Source organism: Gemmatimonadota bacterium (genome assembly GCA_016712265.1).
Classification (GTDB): Bacteria; Gemmatimonadota; Gemmatimonadetes; order Gemmatimonadales; family Gemmatimonadaceae; genus RBC101.
Window position 1 is genome coordinate 484,373 of the sequence record JADJRJ010000031.1, and the last position, 16,766, is coordinate 501,138.

Here is a 16,766-nt window from a genome sequence, read left to right on the forward strand (position 1 = left end):
CTGACGGGGCCCGTCAGCCTGGGCAGGTCGCGACCTTGAACTCGACGCGCCGGTCGAGCGCATCGGCGGCATCGTCGCTTCCGGTGCCGATGATCGTTTCGCGGAAACCCATCCCTGCGGCCTGCAGCCGCGAGGCGAGGGCGGCGCGTTCTGCCACGAGGAGGCGTCGCACGGTCTCCGCGCGCGCCCGTGAGAGGCGTTCATTCACTGCTTCCGTGCCGCTCTTGCTGGTGTGGCCAACGACGTCCAGGCAGGCCCCGTTCGCCTGCATGGCCCGGGCAATCTGGCGCAGCCACATCGGGTACATCCCGGCGAGGTCACGACCGGGCCAGAACTCCGTGGCACTGTTGGGTCGGAAGAGCAACTTCACGGAGAGGTTGTTGGTCGCCAGGCCCAGGGCGGCAATCCGGCCAAAGGCGGTTTCCGCGTCGGCGAGCTTGCCCAACCGGACATTGGCGAGGTAGATGCCGTTGAAGGTGCGCAGCTGCTGGCCGTCGGCGCGCGCTGCTGCGGTGTTGTAGGCGGCGAGCGCCACCTCCCAGCGGCCGGCATTGTAGGCGTCGAGCGCATCGGCGAGGATCGCCGCCGTGGGCAACTGGGAGACATACAGCGCGTCGGCGGCGTCGCCCTTCCGCGTTTCCGAGGTGCGCACGTATCCGTCAACGGAGCGGTCGCGTACGAGGGACGGCGAGTCGTTGTAGAAGCGCGTTGGGGCAACGGAGCCGCCGGCGCCCTTGAAGCGTCCGGCCGACTGCGCCACCACCAGCCCGCTGGGCCGGTCCGTCAGGGCGATGTTGACGAGGTACCCATCGGGGGCTGCAGCGAGCGACACCGTGCCCGTCAGGACGAATCGTGCCTTCGCCTCGTTGCTGGCGTCGAGGGGGAGGAGCGTCGCGTCTTTGAGCGACGTCGTGAGGGCGGGTACCAAGGCTCCCTGCACGCGTTGCGACAGTTCGGTCTGCTGGCCGGTGGTCTTGTCGATCATGGGATCGACCACCACGCTTCGTGCAGCGCCTGCGCCGAGTTGGGATGCGAGGTCGACGGCCATCCGCTGCACGGCATCCGCGAGCGCGGCGTCGGTGGGGGCAGGGGCCGGGGCCGGAGGAGGTGCGGGCGCTGGCGCCGACGAACAGCCGGCCAGGGAGCCCAGCAGGAGCAGGCACGCCCACACGGGACGACAGGCGGCGTTTACGACGTTCCGCTGCGACATTCTTTCTTGAGTTTGTCTGTTTCGGCGTCCGAGAGGCGTTCGCCAAGGCTGATGCGCTCGAGCAAGCGCGCGCACGCTTCGCGCAGTTCCGCCGACGGCGCAGGGGGCGCTGGAGTCGAATCGGCTGGGGGGGGTGCCACCAACACGCGGCCGCCGGTGTTGCCGCCGGGCGGGGGTGACGCGGGCCGCGCAGGATCTGGACGCGGCGCTGGCGCCTGGACCGGCGGCGGGTCGGACGTGGCCGTAGCGCTCGGTCCCGCCGCAGGAGCGGTATCGCCAGGCGGCGGCAACGCGGTCGCGGCGCTGGTCGGCGTATCCCGAGCCGCTGTGTTCCCTTCCGTTCGCGACCATGGCCTGACCAACGCGAGGACAGCGGTGGCGAGGAGGGCGACGACCCCAACTATTTGCAGCGTGCGGCGGCCGGCCGCCGGTGGTGCCGGGGTGGTCTCGCGCGTCTCCGGTACCGCGGCGACCGGGGGCACGCCGCCGCGGAGCGCTGCGCGGGCGCGGGCCGCGGTATCGAAGCGCTCCTGCACCTCGGCGAGCATCCCATCGAGAAAGCGCTCAAACTCGTCCGAGCACGAGACACGTCCCTTCCAGTCCAACTTGCCCGTGCGCGCGGAGTGCCATTCCAGCGGATGAAGCCCGGTCACTGATTCCAGCGCGGTCGCTCCGAGGGCATAGAGGTCGCTCGATGGGCGAGGGCGCCCCACGGCTTGTTCGCGCGGAGTGTATCCCGCCGTGCCGATCGCGGTGCCCTGGTCCTCGCCGCCGCCGATCGCTTCTCGCACGGCGCCGAAGTCAATCAGGAAGACGGCACCATCGGCACCCAGCATGATGTTCGCTGGCTTGATGTCCCGATGGATCACTGGCGGCGTGCGGCCGTGCAGGTACTCCAGCACGTCCAACAAACTTCCCACGATGCGTCGCACTTCGACTTCCGGCAGGCGCGTGTCCCGACGCAGCCGTTCGTCCAGCGTTTCCCCATCCACAAAATCCTGGACGAGATAAAAGCGACCGCCCTCCTCGAAGTAGGCGTGCAGCGTCGGGATCTGCGGATGCCGAAGCTCCAGGAGCACCCGAGCTTCGCGCTCGAAGAGTCGACGCGCGGTGTCGTTCTCCTGTCGCGCGGAAAGCAGCTCCTTCACGACGCAGTCGGCGTCAAAGCGCGAACGATCGCGAGCACGAAAGGTCGAGCCGAACCCGCCCGACCCGAGGCGCTCGACGATCTCGTATCGCGTGGCCAGGAGGGTTCCGGGCCGAAGCTCTCGTGCTGTCACCAGTCCATTGCCGGGCCCGCCGCCCGCTCCTGTGCTTGCTCCAATCTTCCCCGCCACCGGGGAATTGGCACTGGTGCAGGACCCCGGACAACCCCTCCCGGTGTTCTCGGGAGATCTGCATCGCGCAGCGACAGCTCCGGCCTATGTCACCGCACGCGCCGCACTGGTCGTTGCGCAGGAAGGGAGCCCCATCTGTCATCGCGGCAGCGGGGAAATGCGGCTCTGTAAGAACGGGCCGTCGGGGGACGTTGCCCGGGTGAACCGGTCGCGATGCGCACGCCGCATCGGGCCATCACCCCGGAGGTCCCCGTGGAACGCATCAGATTCACCCGCACCCTTCTCGCCTTGTCGCTTGCTGTGCCGGCCGCGGCCTGCCAGGACGCCACTGCCCCGGATGACTCGTCTGGTCGCGAACGCCGGGTCGCCGCGTATGCCGACGTCGGGACCCCCGCCGACACCACCCGCGGTGGAGGTGGCGTGGGGCTCCCGATCCTGACCGGCAGCCGGACCAGCGGACTGGGCGTTACCACCGGTGTGCGATCCCCCGCGCTGCGCCGCGGGACCAGCCACTGACGGTGCCGGCGATGCGACGGTCCCCGTCCGACGCGCCCTACTCGGGAGGGTGGGTGAGGTCGGACGGGGTCAACCCGATGGCCGCCGCTTCGGCGCGGATTCGCGCCCGGGCCCGAAACAGGATTTGCGCGACGTTGTTGGCGGTGATGCCGAGGTAGGCGGCGGTCTCCTGGTCCGTGAAACCCTGGAGGTTGCGCAGCCACACGTCGCGCGGCCGCTCGGCGAGGCAGGCCGCCAGCCTATCGATGACCTCGTTCCGTTCCCAGGTGCGGCCCGGGCGGCCGGTGTCTGCAACCTCAAAGCCCCCGGACGGCATCTGGTCCGGCAGGCGGCGTCGCTTGCGGCGCTTGTCAGCCAGCGCATGCTTGGCCATCACGTACAGCCAGGCCTCGAACTTCCCGTGGTCCTCATACGAGGCGAGGGCATGCGGGAGTCGCATGAACACATCGGACAGGATCTCGGCCGCCGTCACGGTGGAATCCTCGGCCTGTAGGCGTCGGAGGATGTCTGGTCCAAACCGACGATGCAGCTCCCCGACATGGCTCCGTCCGCCGGCACGGACTCCAGCGAGGAGTTCGTCCAGGGTCAGGGTGTGCACGACGAGGTCCAACTCGGACGCGTTGGTCACGAGTCGGCCCCGGGGGGTGTCGTCCGCTGCTGGCGCCATGCTGGACGCTACTCGGGGCGCCGGAGCGCGGCCAGTTGCTGCCTGGTGAGCCGAGCGCGGGTCGTGTCGCCCAGCGAGTCAAACGCGGCGGCCAGCGTCTCGCGCGCCGGGGCGGTCGCCGCAGTGACGCCCCCGAGGATGGAGTCCACGATCGCCAACGCCGGCAGGGTGACGGCCACGACGGCCTCGTACTCTCGTGCGGCGAGGTGCGCGCCGGCGAGGTGCAGTCGGAGCTGGGCCGGGTGGAGGCTGCGAGCGCCCAGCGCGGAGTCGGCGCGGGCAGAGATTCGGGTGAGCGCGCGGACGGCGGTGTCGGCGCGGCCTTCGGTGGCGAGCGTGCGCGCGGCGTTGGCCTCGAAGTTCAGGACGTCCCTGTGGGTCACGCCCCACGCGCGGCGCAGGAGGGATGCCGCTGTGTTGTAGTCGTCACGGGCCCCTCGCGGGTCACCGGTGCGGTCGCGGACGGTGCCCCGCAAGCCAATCGCCAGGGCGTAGTTCGGGCTGTTTGGTCCCAGGAGTGGCGTGCGGCCATAGACGTCGATCACGCGGGCGATGAGCGAGTCCGCCTCGGGGAGTGCCGACTGTCGGACGAGCGTCTGCACGAGGACATACTGGGCGGCTGCCACCAGGTAGTGGTCGTCGCCGTACCAGGCGCGCAACGCCTCCACCGACGCCCGGAGGTATCGCGCGGCGGCGGCCAGATCACCGCGTTGCGACGCGGTATTGCCGAGATTGGCCTGCAGAAAGGCCACCTGCGGATGTGTAGGGCCCATGAGCCGACGCGCGATCGGGAGCGCCCGGGTCCAGGCCGTGTCGGCGAGTGCGAGCTGGCCCCCGGCGCCCGCGGCATTGCCCAGCTCGCGGAGCGCCTCGACGAACCCGAGGGACAGGGTGTCGCGCGCATGACGAACCGCGACGGCGCGTCGCAGGGCGTCGGTGCCCTCGGCCGCCCGACCAACTACGCGCAGCAGCTTGCCGAGTTCGAGCCACGCCTCGGCGTGGGCCGGATGCCCCTGGTCCCCGGGGCGAACGGTGGCGATCACCTCGCGCAGGACGCGCTCGGCGCTCGCACTGCTGTCGCGCAAGATGAGCAACCGGGCGGCACGCACCCGCGCCTGCAAGGTGCGGGGGTCGGATGCCCCGTAGAGTTGCACGCCCTGCGCCAACGCCTCGCGGATGAGCGAATCCGCGCGCGGGTACTGCGCCATCCCTTCGGAGACAATGGCCAGCGACTCGAGCAGTTCCATCTGCATGCCCGGATCCATGGTGAGGGCACGTGCCTCGCGGATGCCGTTCGCGACGAGGGTGGCGACGCGGATGGAGTCGGACGCTTCCGGGGCTTGCCCTCCCTGGAAGAGATTCTCCAGGAACTGGCGCAGCCGCGTGGTGCGCTCGACCTCGAGGAGGGCGGCATCCCGCGCACCGGTGAGGGCCCGATTGTGCAGGACCAGCCCGGTCGCTGCGGCCGTGGCCACGAGGGCACCGGCGGCCACCACCGTTCGGTGACGGCGGACAAATTTCCGAAAGCGGTACGCGGGGCGCGCGGGCGCACGTTCGAGTGGCTGCCCGGCGAGGTAGCGCTCCAGTTCGCGGAGCAGCGCCTCGACCGAGGGGTATCGCGCGTCGGCGCGTCCCGCGGTGGCGGTCCGGCACATGTGGGCGAGGTCCACCAGATCCTCGCCGGGGGCCGGTGGGAGGTCCGCGCGCTCCACCGGTCTGCTGGGCCGACGCCCCGTAAGGAGTTCGACCAGGATGATACCGAGGGCGAAGACATCACCAGACACGGAGCCCGCCTCGCCGGCGCGTCGTTCGGGAGCCGCATAGGCGGGCGTGAGGTGGCGCAGCATCACCGCCGTGTCGGTCGTGTCGAGCCGTGATGCGATCCCGAAATCCAGCAGGCGGACGCGTCCCTCCCGGTTCACGAGGATGTTGGCCGGCTTGAGGTCGCCGTGCACGACGAGGCGTTCATGGGCCGCACGAACCGCCACGCACACCTCGCGGAACAGGAGGAGGCGTTGGCGCACGGAGGCCGCGCGCGTCTCGCAGTGGTGCGTGAGGGATGTCCCATCGACATGCTCCATCGCAAACCAGGGAGTGCCGTCGTCGGTCTGCCCGGCGTCGTACAGCGCCACGATCCCCGGATGTCGCAGGGTGGCGAGGATGCGTTGCTCGTCGGCAAACCGGGCGCGTCGCAACGGGCTGAGCGGCGCATCCCAGAGGACCTTGAGGGCGACTTCGGCGCCCACGTCGTCCCGACGGGCGAGATAGACAACTCCCATCCCGCCATCGCCGAGCCAACCGATGACTCGATACGGTCCGAATGGGGTGGTCGGAAGGTCCGTTGGCCCGGCGGGTGCGAGAAGGGCCGAGATCTCAGGTTGCAGCGAAACATCGAGGTCCAACGTGGACTCGGCTTCGAGGAGTCGCCGCACGGCTTCACTGACTGCCGGGGTTCCGCGCGCGACCTCCTCGAGGCGGGCTCGGCGGGCATCGGGTGACAGGTCCACGACGTCGTGGAACAGCCGCTCGACCAGGGCCCAATCGTCGGGCGACAGGTTCATCTTCGCCTGCGGCGTGTGGGTGCGATGTCCATTCGGCCTCCGCCGTCAATTGCGTGGCGGCGCGTCTTTGGCGGTCACGGCTGGCGTCCGGCGTCAGCCAGCTCAACAGCCAGCCACGCTCGCGCGAGTCGCCAATCCCGCTGGATCGTGGCTTCTGACACGTTGAGCAGCTGCGCTGTCGCGGGGACGTCCAGCCCACCGAAGAAGCGCGCCTCAACCATGCGCGCCTGGCGTTCGCTCAGCGTGGAGAGCTTCTGGAGGGCCGCGTCGATCGCGAGCACGCGGTCCTCCGGGTCCTGGGGCAGTGGGAGGGAATCGTCGAGCGGCACGTGGATCCCGGCCCGCTTGCCGGCCCGTCGACGGCGCGCGGAATCCACCAGCACCTGGCGCATGGCGCGGACGACAATGTGCTTGAAGTGGCTGTGGTCCACGACGCGGAAGTGCGGGGAGGCGGCCAGCTTGAGCCAGGCTTCATTGACCAGGGCGGTGGTGGTCACCGTGGCGAACGGGTCGCCGTGTTTCACCGCGCCTGCCAGCCGCCGCAGCTCGTCGTAGGCGAGGCTGTAGAGCTCGTCGATGGCCTGCGGTCCCGCCGGGGCGTCCCCTTCCGATGCCGACTCCACCGTCTCGTGTGCTCCCGTGGGAAGGGCCAACTGGATCGTGCAGCGCCGCTAGAGTACCTGGGCTCCCCGGCCCGGACAAGGCGCACCCGGGGTCAACGGCGGGTGTAACAGGGCTTGTGGGTCGGGGCTGGACAGATCCGGTGACCCGGTCCGTGGCGTAGCTTGGGAACCCGACCCTACCTGCGCAGCTTCATCCCGTCGTCCCCCCTTTCGTACCGAGCGCTCCCATGATCATCCGTTCGACTCCCGATCACCCCATTCGATCCTCCGAAATCACGCCGGAGGGGGTGTACCACGATCGTCGGACCTTCATCAAGGAGGCCGGGTTTGCGGGCATTGGGCTCGCAGCGACCCTGGCGGGGGCGAGTCGGGTCGCGGCGCAGCAGGGAGGGACGTCCATGGGCGGCGCGGAGCTCAAGGGTGAGCTGAACCCCCGAGGAGGACGTGACCTCGTACAACAACTTTTACGAGTTCGGGACGGGGAAGGACGACCCCAAGCCCAACGCGAAGAATTTCCGGACCAAGCCGTGGTCGGTGAAGGTCGAGGGGATGGTCGCGAAGCCGGCGACCTACAACCTCGAGGACTTCCTGAAGCCGCATAAGGTCGAGGACCGGATCTACCGCCACCGCTGCGTCGAGGCGTGGTCGATGGTGATCCCGTGGATGGGCTTCCCGATGGCCGACCTGGTCAAGCGCGTGCAACCGTTAGGCTCGGCAAAGTACATCCAGTTCACCACGGCGCTCGATCCGCAGCAGATGCCCGGGGTGCGTTTTCCCGTATTGGATTGGCCGTATGTGGAAGGGCTGCGCCTGGACGAGGCGATGCACCCGCTGACCATGATGGTCGTGGGCGTCTACGGAAAGATGTTGCCCAACCAGAATGGCGCTCCGCTGCGCCACATCGTGCCGTGGAAGTACGGGTTCAAGAGCTGCAAGTCGATCGTGAGCATCAAGTTCACGGACCAGATGCCGGCGACCGCGTGGTCCGTGGCGACGCCCGATGAGTACGGGTTCTACGCCAACGTCAACCCGACGGTCGATCACCCGCGCTGGACGCAGGCACGTGAGCGACGCATCGGTGAGCTGCGCCGCCGCGAGACGCTGATGTTCAACGGGTACACGCAAGTCGCGTCGTTGTACTCGGGGATGGACCTGAGGAAGAACTTCTAGGTCCGAGACGGCAGACGGCGGACGGCCGATGGCAGAAGCGGTGGCCCCGAACGGATCGGGCGAGGTACGAGCAGCACGGGAGGTCAGCGCGGCACGCGTTGACGGTTCCCGACCGCGCGGCTTTAGGCCGCCAGGATGGCTCCACCCGGTGGTGGTGGTCGCCGCCCTGGTGCCCTTTGGCTGGGTGTGCTGGGCGTTCTACTCGGACCTCGTGAACAACACGCGACTCCTCACCTCGGAGCCGATCAAGGAGGCCGAGCATTTCACCGGCAAGTGGGCGCTGCGTTACTTGCTCACCTGCCTGGCCGTGACCCCCATCATGCGGCTCGCGAAGGTCGGCTGGCTGGTGAAGTACCGGCGCACCTTCGGCCTCCTCGCGTTCTTCTACGCGGTCGTGCACCTGGGGATCTACTTCGGGCTCGACATCGAGCTGATGTGGTCCAACTTGGTCGAGGACGTGGCGGAGCGGCTGTACATCACGCTCGGGATGCTCGGCCTCCTGCTCATGGTCCCGCTCGCCGTCACGAGTACCAAGGGCTGGATCCGCCGGATGGGAAATCGCCGCTGGACGGCGCTGCATCGCCTGGTCTATGTATCGGCGGTCCTCGGGTGCATTCATTTCTACATGGCCGTGAAGCGGGATGTCACCGAGCCGCTCATCTTCATGGGGATCCTGGCACTTTCCCTGGGCCTCCGGTGGCGCTGGTCCCGCGCGGGCCGCTGAAACCGTACCGTCGGTCCAAACGGTAGGGCGGGGATCGTTGTCCGAAGGTCACCCTCATCCCAGCCCGCCATGTCGACCCTGCTCCACGACATCCGGTCCGCGCGACGCCTCCTCACCAAGAACCCGGCGTTCACCCTTGTCGCCGTCCTGACTCTCGGGCTCGGCATCGGGCTCAACACCGCGGTGTTTTCGGTGATCGATGCCCTGCTGCTGCGCCCGTTGCCGGGCGCGCGCGCCCCCGAGGAGCTGGTCCAGTTGTACCGGCGCTGGCCGGGGATCGAGTATGGGTCCTGGGGGCCGCTCAACCTGCGGGATGTGCGGGAGCGGACCAAGGACGTCTTCCAGGACGCCGCGATCTGGAACTTCACCCCGCTCGCCCTGTCGGCCGATGGCCGCACGCAGCGCGTCTTTGGCACGATGGTCTCGGCAAACTTCTTCACCGTGTTGGGGGCGACCGCCGCCCGTGGCCGCACCTTCGTTCCGTCCGAGGATGACACGCCGGGCGCGAACCCCTATGTAATCCTGAGTCATTCCGCCTGGCAGGGGTCCTTTGGCGGGGATCCGCAGGTCATTGGCAAGTCGATCATCCTCAACGGGGCCCCGTTCGAGGTCGTGGGGATCATGCCCGAGGACTTCAGTGGCCCGCTGCCGGTAGTGAATGCGGCGATGTGGGTGCCGCTCTCCCAGGTCGCGACGATTGATCCGTCCAATCGCACGGCCCTCACGACGTATGACAACAATTTCATGCAGGTGATCGCGCGCTTGCGCGACGGCGTCACCGCCGAGCAGGCGACCGCCAGGCTTGCCGCCGTCAACGCGCAGTTGATCAGCGAATTGCCCGACGAATACCGCAACGGCTCGTTCATGGTGGTCCCGCAGAACGAGGCGGGCATCCATCCCTCCATGCGCGGAGCGCAGGTCGGGCTGTCCGCCGTCGTGATGGCGGTGGTCGTGATGCTGCTGCTGATCGCGTGCGTGAACGTGGCCAACCTGTTCCTGGCGCGGGCCCGCGATCGCTGGCGCGAGATGGCCGTCCGGTTGTCGTTAGGCGCACGCCGTGGCGTCATCATCCGGCAGCTGCTCATCGAGAGCCTGCTCTTCGCCCTCGTGGCCGGCGCCGTAGGGGTGGCGATCGCGGCGTGGGCGATGTCGTTCCTCAATCGCATCCAACTGCCGATGGATGTGACCATCAGCGCGGACCTGCGGCTGTCCATGCCGGTGCTCGCGTTCACCCTGGTCGCGACCGCCGTCACGGGCATCCTCTTTGGCCTCGCGCCGGCCCTGCAGGCCACGCGACCCGCCCTCATTCCCGCCCTCAAGGGCGAAGCGCCAGCCGGGGACAGCCGCTCCCGGGCAAGTCGAACACTGGTGGTGGCGCAGATGGCGCTCTCCATGCTTCTGCTCATCTGTTCCGGGCTGTTCCTGCGCAACCTGCGGGCGGCCACGGCGGTCGATAAGGGATTCGAGGGCGGCAACGTCCTGATGGCCGACCTGCAGCCTGAGCTGCAGGGGTACTCGCGCGCCCGCGCGGGACAGCTCTACCAGACTCTCGTGGAGCGCCTGTCGGCCGCGCCCGGCGTGGTCGCGGTCAGCTACGACGAAAACCTGCCGCTCGGACTCAACAACTCGCAGACTGGGGTCCAGGTGCCAGGTTACACCCCGGCCGAGGACGAACAGATGTCGATCGACTACGACGTCGTCTCGCCGGAGTACTTCACGGCCATGGGCATCCGGGTAGCGCGTGGGCGGGGCTTCACGGTCGCGGACGACTCGACGAGCCAGCGCGTGATGGTCGTCAACGAACGCTTCGCCGAGCGGTTCTGGCCCGGCCAGGACGCGGTGGGGAAATCGGTGCGGGCCCGCGGACAGGACCACGTCATCATCGGGGTGGTCCCCACGGGCAAGTACCGCTCGTTAGGTGAGGCCCCCCTGGCGTATGCCTACTACGCCAAGCTCCAGTCCCGCGGCATCGACGCCACACTCCAGATCCGCACCACGGGAGATCCCTCGCTGCTCATCCCCACGCTGCGCACCGAGGTCGCGGCCTTCGATCCGGCCATGCCCGTGTCCAACGTGCGCACCCTCAACAGCCACCTCGGACTGGCGTTGATGCCGGCCCGACTCGCCGGCGGCGCGCTTGGGGTGTTCGGGATCCTCGGCCTCATCCTGGCGTCGGTGGGGATTTATGGGGTCATGTCGTACAGCGTGGCCCAGCGCACGCGGGAAATCGGGATCCGGATGGCCATCGGCGCGGCGCGTGGCGAGGTGGTGGGCCTGGTGATGCGACAGGGGCTTCAACTGGTCGGGCTGGGAGCGGGGATCGGGATCGTGCTCGCCCTCGCCGCGACCCGGTTGATTCGCGGGATGCTGTACGGCGAGAGTCCCCTCGACCCGGTGACCTTTATCGGCGTCCCGCTGCTGCTCGGCGCCGTCGCCGCCCTCGCGATCCTGATCCCGGCGCGTCGCGCGGCCGGCGTCGACCCGGTCAGGGCAATCCGCACGGAGTAGCGCGCGGTCGGTCAACGGCGCGGGTCTAGCGCTCGGGGCGACACGAGGCCAAGCTACGGCCGAATTCGCCACAACCCTACCCGTTCCTTCGTCCCCATGTCCCTCTCGATTCCCGGTCTCACCGCCGACCTGCTCTCCAAGTTGAAGAGCGGAGACCTTGGCGCCCTGGAGACACTCTTTCGTGCCGCCTTTCCGTCCCTGATGGCCAAGGCGAAGGAGACTCTCGGTGATGACGGCGCTGCGGCGCGCGTCGTCGAGCGACTCATTCCCAAGTTGTTCGCGGATCGTGCCAGCTTCACGAGCCCCGCTGACCTCACCGCGATGCTGGACGGCGCGCTGCACGAGGCCGCCGTACGTGAACGCAGCCGCCTTGCCGGTATCCGCAAGCGGGACGACGGAAAGTCCGCGTCGAGCGGACCGGCGCCCACGGTGGACGACGTGTGGGGCAAGGTCATCAACGTCATCAAGGGCCCCAGCGCCGAAGCGCTCGCGCAGGCCGAGCAGATGAAGGACAAGCTGCGTCACGAGGCTGGTGGTCACATCCGCGAGATGACCAAGCAGCGGCCGATTTGGGTGCCGATGCTCGCCGGACTCGGCCTCCTCGGTGCCGTCGCCCTTGGGGGCTACCTGTTCGCGAAGTCCGGCGAAAAGGGCCGGCTCGCGCGGCAGATCTCGAATGCCGTCAAGGACATCAAGACCGGCACAGGCCAGCGCGGCAACGTCAAGCTGGACGACGGCTCCGAAGCGATGTTCGGCGCCGAGACCCGGGTCACCCTGCCTGACGAGTTCAATGAACTCGCGCGCGGGGTCGGCCTGGAGGGATCCGCGGAGTTCACCCCGGCCGCCCACGCGTCCCTGCCGTTCCAGGTGTTGGCAGGGAACGTGATGTTCACCGCCGCCCCGTCGTCCAAGTTTGCGCTCCGGCGGTACAAGGATGACGAGTACGTGATCGCGCGCGTGAAGGAAGGCTCGCTGACGGTCGAGGTGCAGGAGCCCAACGAGAGCACGCAGCAGCTCACTGCGGGCCAGACCGTGCTCGTGCGTCCGGACGGATCCACCGCGCAGCCGACCGAAGCGCAGCTCAACGAGGCGTTCGGTTACGTCGACGGGACGTTCGCGATCGACCAGAAGCCGCTGCGCCACACGCTGGCCATGATCAAGCGTTGGTATGGCACGGAGATGTTCCTCGAGGACACGACGATGGGGGCGCAGGTGGTGTCGATGACCGCTCCGCTGACGTCCACCACGGATGCCATCAAGTCGGTGGAAACGGCCTCGGGGCTCTTCTTCGGCTGGGAGGGCCAGACGATGGTCCTCAAGAAGCCCAAGAAGTAGCCCACGCTCCGGTGGTTGTGAGGGGCCCTCGCCACGGCGGGGGCCCCTTTGTCTTGCCGGTCTCGGGACCCGGAGCGCAATTGGGCGGACGGCGGGGTCTCGCTAGCTTGGCCTGGTGCCCGAACTCCTCGACATCTTCGCGATCGGCGCTCCAGGACTCGCGTCACTCCTTGGGGATGAGTTGCGGGAGCTCGGACTCCCCGCTGGCGAGGTGTCGTCGGCAGGCGTGGCCATGCGGGGGGCACTGGCCGACGTCTACCGCGCGAACCTCCATTCACGGATCGCGACACGGGTGGTCGTGCGGATCGCGACGTTCGAGGCCACGCATTTCTCGACGCTCGACAAGCGACTCCGGGCCGTGGAGTGGTCCCGCTGGCTGGCGCCGGGGGCCGCGGTCGCCTGCCGGGTCACCTGTCGCAAGTCACGGCTGTATCACTCGGGGGCGGTCGCGGAACGGGTGCAGGGGGCCATTGCCGGCGCCGTGGCGCACCGGGCGGTCGAGCCCGGGGACGAAGACGACGACGACGGAACGCACCAGTTGCTCCTCGTTCGACTCGACCACGATCGCTGCACCGTCTCGTTGGACTCTTCAGGCGCCTTGCTGCATCGGCGGGGGTATCGCCTCGCGGTGGCCAAGGCGCCACTCCGCGAGACCCTCGCGGCGGCGATGCTGCGTGGCGCCGGATGGGATGGGTCGCGCCCGCTCGTGGACCCCTGCTGCGGCTCCGGCACCATCCCCATCGAGGCGGCCATGGTCGCCCGGTGCCTGGCGCCTGGACGCAATCGCTCGTTTGCCTTTGAGGGGTGGCCGGGGATGGCGCGGCGCCAGTGGGGAGAGATTCGCGCGGCGGCTGCGGCGGCTGAGCGTCCAGCGGCGCCCGTAGCCATTGCCGGCTCCGATCGCGATGCGGGCGCGATTCAATCGGCGATGGAGAATGCCGCGCGCGCGGGCGTTGCCGCCGATATCGAGTTTTCCCGGTGCGCCCTGTCTGCCGCGCGGCCGGTTGGCACCGAGCCCGGGCTCATCGCCGTGAATCCCCCATGGGGAGCGCGCATCGGCGAGGCGGCGGCTCTCCGCGGTCTGTACGCCGCCCTCGGCAAGTCCGTGCACGGACCGTTCGCGGGGTGGGACCTCGTGTTACTCGCCGCCGATGCCCGGCTGGTCGGGCAGGTGGGGTGCGATTTCGAGTCGGTGTTCTCCACGACGGCCGGGGGAACCAAGGTCACCCTGGGTTTGGCGTCAGCGGCAGAGGCCTGAGCAGCAGGACGCCGCAGGGTTCCCCTGACTCGACTTCGTGGCGCAAACGTAGCCCGGGGTTAGATTTGCGGTCCATGACCAGCACCCCCATCATCGGCGTCTACAACGACGGCCATGTGGCCGAGATGTACGAGGCGTTCCGGCGGGATCCGGCCTCGGTGGACGAGTCCTGGCGCCAGTACTTCACCTTCGCGCAGTCCATCGGCGGGGGGGCTCCTGCCGCTGGGACGCCGGCCAACGCGGACCCGGCGTACCTTCGCAAAGTGGCCGGCGCGGCCGGGCTCCTCGAGGCGATTCGACACTACGGGCACCTTGCCGTCCCGATCGATCCGTTGGGATCGGCGCCAGCGGGAGCGGCTGAACTCTCGCCCGAGTTTCACTCGATCACGGAGGCCGATCTGGCCCTGGTCCCCGCCGAGGCGCTGGGGTATCCGGGGGAAGGGACGGCAGCCGACGTGGCGGGTCGCCTGCGGCGCCAGTGGTCCGGGCGTGTTGGGTTTGAGGTGGGACACATCGAGGCGGACGACGAGCGGGACTGGTTGCGGCAGGCGATCGAGACTGGCGCCTACATGCGGCCGTTGGGGCCCGAGGAGCAGGTCTCCGTGCTGCGCCGGCTGACCGAGGTCGACGGCCTGGAACGGTTCCTCGCCCGGGCGTACAGCACGGCCAAGCGATTCTCCATCGAGGGGACCGACATGATGGTCCCAATGCTCGACGCGGCGGTGGAGGAGAGCGCGGCGTTAGGCGCCCAGGAGGTCGTGGTCGGGATGGCGCATCGTGGCCGCCTGAACACGCTGGTGCACCTGATGGACAAGCCGTACGGCAAGCTGTTCAATGAGTTCGACGGCAAACACGATCACCACGACAACGCGACGGGTGACGTGAAGTACCACCTCGGCGCAGCGACCGAGCGCACCTGTGCCAACGGGCGACGGGTGCGGCTGTCTCTGGTGCCGAATCCGTCCCACCTGGAAGTGGTCAACCCGGTGCTCACCGGGGTAGCGCGCGCGCGACGCGATGCGATTGGCGGCGGCAATGAATTGGTCGTCCCCATCGTGATCCACGGCGATGCGGCGTTCCCGGGTGAGGGCGTGGTGGCCGAGACCTTCAACATGTCCGGGCTGCCCGGGTACCAGGTCGGTGGCTCGCTCCACATCATCTCGAACAACCAGGTCGGCTTCACGACGAACCCGACGGACTCGCGGTCGACGCACTATGCGTCGGATCTCGCGAAGGGCTTTGAAGTGCCGATCGTGCACGTCAATGCGGACGACCCGGCGTCTTGCCTTGGGGCGATCCGCCTCGCGATTGCCTATCGCGCGAAGTTCGGCAAGGACTTCCTGATCGACCTCGTCGGCTACCGTCGTTGGGGGCATAACGAGGGCGACGAGCCGACCTTCACGCAGCCGCGCCTGTACGCGACGATCCGCAACCACCCGACCGTCCGCCAGATCTGGGGCGACCAGGTCGCAGCGCAGGGCGTCCTGACGGCCGACGCGGTCGCGGCGATTGATGCCGATTTTCAGGCTCGGATGGATGCCGTGCTCACCGAGGCACGGCAGGCGCCGGACATCGGCGCGCACGCGCACGGCGAGCCGACGCATCACCTGGACGCACGGCGGATGACGCCGTCATTCCTGCCGCCGGTCGACACCGGGGTACGTGCGGAGGCGCTGATCCAGCTCAACGAACGACTCCTGTTCTGGCCGGAGACGCACGCGGTGCATCCGCGCCTGGCCAAGCAACTGGAGCGGCGGCGCGAGGCTCTCGGCCCTGCGGGTGGTATCGATTGGGGCCATGCAGAATCGCTGGCGTTCGCGTCGCTGCTCGCCGATGGCGTTGACGTTCGCCTCACCGGCCAGGACGCCGAGCGTGGGACCTTTTCCCATCGCCACGCCGTCCTGACGGACGTGAACACCGGCGCGAAGTACGCCCCGCTCCAGCACCTGCAGGGAGCGTCGGGTCGGTTCGAGGTGCATAACTCTCCGCTCACCGAATTGGCCGTGCTGGCCTTTGAGTACGGCTACAGCACGACAGCGCCCGAGACCCTGGTGTTGTGGGAAGCGCAGTTCGGGGACTTCGCGAACATGGCGGCCCCGATCATCGACCAATTCATCGTCGCGGACCGGGCGAAGTGGGAGCAGGACTCCGGCGTTGTGCTCCTCCTGCCCCATGGGTACGAAGGGCAAGGCCCCGAGCACTCCTCGGCGCGGCTGGAGCGCTTTCTCCAACTGTGCGCAGAAGGCAACTTGCGTGTCGCGTACCCCAGCACGGCCGCGCAGTACTTCCATGTGCTGCGTCGTCAGGCGCGCCTCGCGGTCAAGCGGCCGCTGGTGCTGATGCAACCCAAGAGCATGCTCCGGCTCTCGTCGGCCACGGCGCGCATCGAGGACCTCACGACGGGACGTTTTGCCCCGGTGCTCGATGATCCGGCGGTCACCGCGCGCGAGGATGTCACGCGCCTCGTCTTCTGCACGGGGAAGGTCTATTACGACCTCGTCGGGCAGGAACGCCCGGGCCATCTCGCCGTGGTGCGCGTCGAGCAACTGTATCCCTGGCCGCATGAGGAGGTCGCGCAGATCGTCGACCTGTACCCGAACATCGCGGAGATTGTGTGGGCCCAGGAAGAGCCGAAGAACATGGGGGCGTGGAGTTATGTCGCCCCGCGGCTCCGTGCCTCGGCGGGGAATGCCCTGATCATCCGGTACATCGGCCGTCCGGAGCGCGCGAGCCCGGCGGAGGGGTACAAGTCGTCGCACGATGAGGAGCAGGCGCGGATCGTGGGTGATGTCCATGCCGCCCCGCTGGTCCCCCGGGGCCGGCCGCCGGCGATGCGTTAGGCGCGCACCGCACCATC

Annotated in this window: 12 protein-coding genes; 7 read left to right on the top strand and 5 right to left on the bottom strand. The window is 68.7% G+C overall.

Features of this window, described 5'->3' with window-relative positions; genetic code table 11:
• Window positions 1-13: 13 nt before the first annotated feature.
• Window positions 14-1,210, bottom strand: coding sequence for an OmpA family protein (locus IPK85_23065; GenBank protein MBK8250246.1), 1,197 nt, complete (start codon window positions 1,208-1,210; stop codon window positions 14-16).
• Window positions 1,189-2,490 (bottom strand): protein kinase, encoded by a 1,302-nt coding sequence (locus IPK85_23070; GenBank protein ID MBK8250247.1) that lies wholly within the window; start codon window positions 2,488-2,490, stop codon window positions 1,189-1,191. The genes IPK85_23065 and IPK85_23070 overlap by 22 nt, the downstream gene beginning before the upstream one ends.
• Window positions 2,491-2,799: 309 nt before the next feature.
• On the opposite strand from IPK85_23070, the gene IPK85_23075 reads away from it, so the two are divergent.
• Window positions 2,800-3,063 carry a hypothetical protein gene (locus tag IPK85_23075; protein ID MBK8250248.1) on the top strand — a complete coding sequence of 88 codons (264 nt, stop codon included), beginning with the start codon at window positions 2,800-2,802 and terminating at the stop codon, window positions 3,061-3,063.
• 37 nt (window positions 3,064-3,100) lie between these two features.
• Here IPK85_23075 and IPK85_23080 read toward each other — a convergent pair whose 3' ends face one another.
• The 3 genes from IPK85_23080 to IPK85_23090 all read right to left on the bottom strand — a co-directional run bounded on the left by IPK85_23080 (window position 3,101) and on the right by IPK85_23090 (window position 6,944).
• Complete coding sequence (locus tag IPK85_23080; protein ID MBK8250249.1) at window positions 3,101-3,691, bottom strand: sigma-70 family RNA polymerase sigma factor; 591 nt, start codon at window positions 3,689-3,691, stop codon at window positions 3,101-3,103.
• Window positions 3,692-3,738: 47 nt separating this feature from the next.
• Window positions 3,739-6,291: a protein kinase gene (locus IPK85_23085; GenBank protein ID MBK8250250.1), complete on the bottom strand. Its 2,553-nt coding sequence runs from the start codon at window positions 6,289-6,291 to the stop codon at window positions 3,739-3,741.
• 74 nt (window positions 6,292-6,365) lie between these two features.
• Window positions 6,366-6,944: a sigma-70 family RNA polymerase sigma factor gene (locus tag IPK85_23090; protein ID MBK8250251.1), complete on the bottom strand. Its 579-nt coding sequence runs from the start codon at window positions 6,942-6,944 to the stop codon at window positions 6,366-6,368.
• A 414-nt stretch (window positions 6,945-7,358) separates the two neighbouring features.
• Between IPK85_23090 and msrP the strand changes: the two genes are divergently transcribed.
• The 6 genes from msrP (at window position 7,359) to IPK85_23120 (ending at window position 16,749) form a co-directional block, all read left to right on the top strand.
• Window positions 7,359-8,084, top strand: coding sequence for a protein-methionine-sulfoxide reductase catalytic subunit MsrP (gene msrP / locus IPK85_23095; protein ID MBK8250252.1), 726 nt, complete (start codon window positions 7,359-7,361; stop codon window positions 8,082-8,084).
• 28 nt (window positions 8,085-8,112) lie between these two features.
• Window positions 8,113-8,808, top strand: a complete 696-nt coding sequence (locus IPK85_23100; protein MBK8250253.1) for a sulfoxide reductase heme-binding subunit YedZ — start codon at window positions 8,113-8,115, stop codon at window positions 8,806-8,808.
• 69 nt (window positions 8,809-8,877) lie between these two features.
• Window positions 8,878-11,316, top strand: a complete 2,439-nt coding sequence (locus IPK85_23105) for an ABC transporter permease (protein MBK8250254.1) — start codon at window positions 8,878-8,880, stop codon at window positions 11,314-11,316.
• Window positions 11,317-11,412: 96 nt separating this feature from the next.
• Window positions 11,413-12,651: a FecR domain-containing protein gene (locus IPK85_23110; protein MBK8250255.1), complete on the top strand. Its 1,239-nt coding sequence runs from the start codon at window positions 11,413-11,415 to the stop codon at window positions 12,649-12,651.
• Window positions 12,652-12,766: 115 nt separating this feature from the next.
• Complete coding sequence (locus IPK85_23115) at window positions 12,767-13,909, top strand: class I SAM-dependent RNA methyltransferase (GenBank protein ID MBK8250256.1); 1,143 nt, start codon at window positions 12,767-12,769, stop codon at window positions 13,907-13,909.
• Between the two features lie 74 nt (window positions 13,910-13,983).
• Entirely contained in the window at window positions 13,984-16,749 is a 2,766-nt protein-coding gene (locus IPK85_23120) for a 2-oxoglutarate dehydrogenase E1 component (protein ID MBK8250257.1), read from the top strand.
• The last annotated feature ends 17 nt before the right edge of the window (window positions 16,750-16,766 follow it).

Bases quoted from the DNA above. Each gene is read 5' to 3' on its own strand.
- IPK85_23065 (MBK8250246.1), bottom strand. From the start codon at position 1,210: ATGTCGCAGCGGAACGTCGTAAACGCCGCCTGTCGTCCCGTGTGGGCG.
- IPK85_23085 (MBK8250250.1), bottom strand. From the start codon at position 6,291: ATGAACCTGTCGCCCGACGATTGGGCCCTGGTCGAGCGGCTGTTCCAC.
- IPK85_23100 (MBK8250253.1), top strand. From the start codon at position 8,113: ATGGCAGAAGCGGTGGCCCCGAACGGATCGGGCGAGGTACGAGCAGCA.
- IPK85_23105 (MBK8250254.1), top strand. From the start codon at position 8,878: ATGTCGACCCTGCTCCACGACATCCGGTCCGCGCGACGCCTCCTCACC.
- IPK85_23110 (MBK8250255.1), top strand. From the start codon at position 11,413: ATGTCCCTCTCGATTCCCGGTCTCACCGCCGACCTGCTCTCCAAGTTG.
- IPK85_23120 (MBK8250257.1), top strand. From the start codon at position 13,984: ATGACCAGCACCCCCATCATCGGCGTCTACAACGACGGCCATGTGGCC.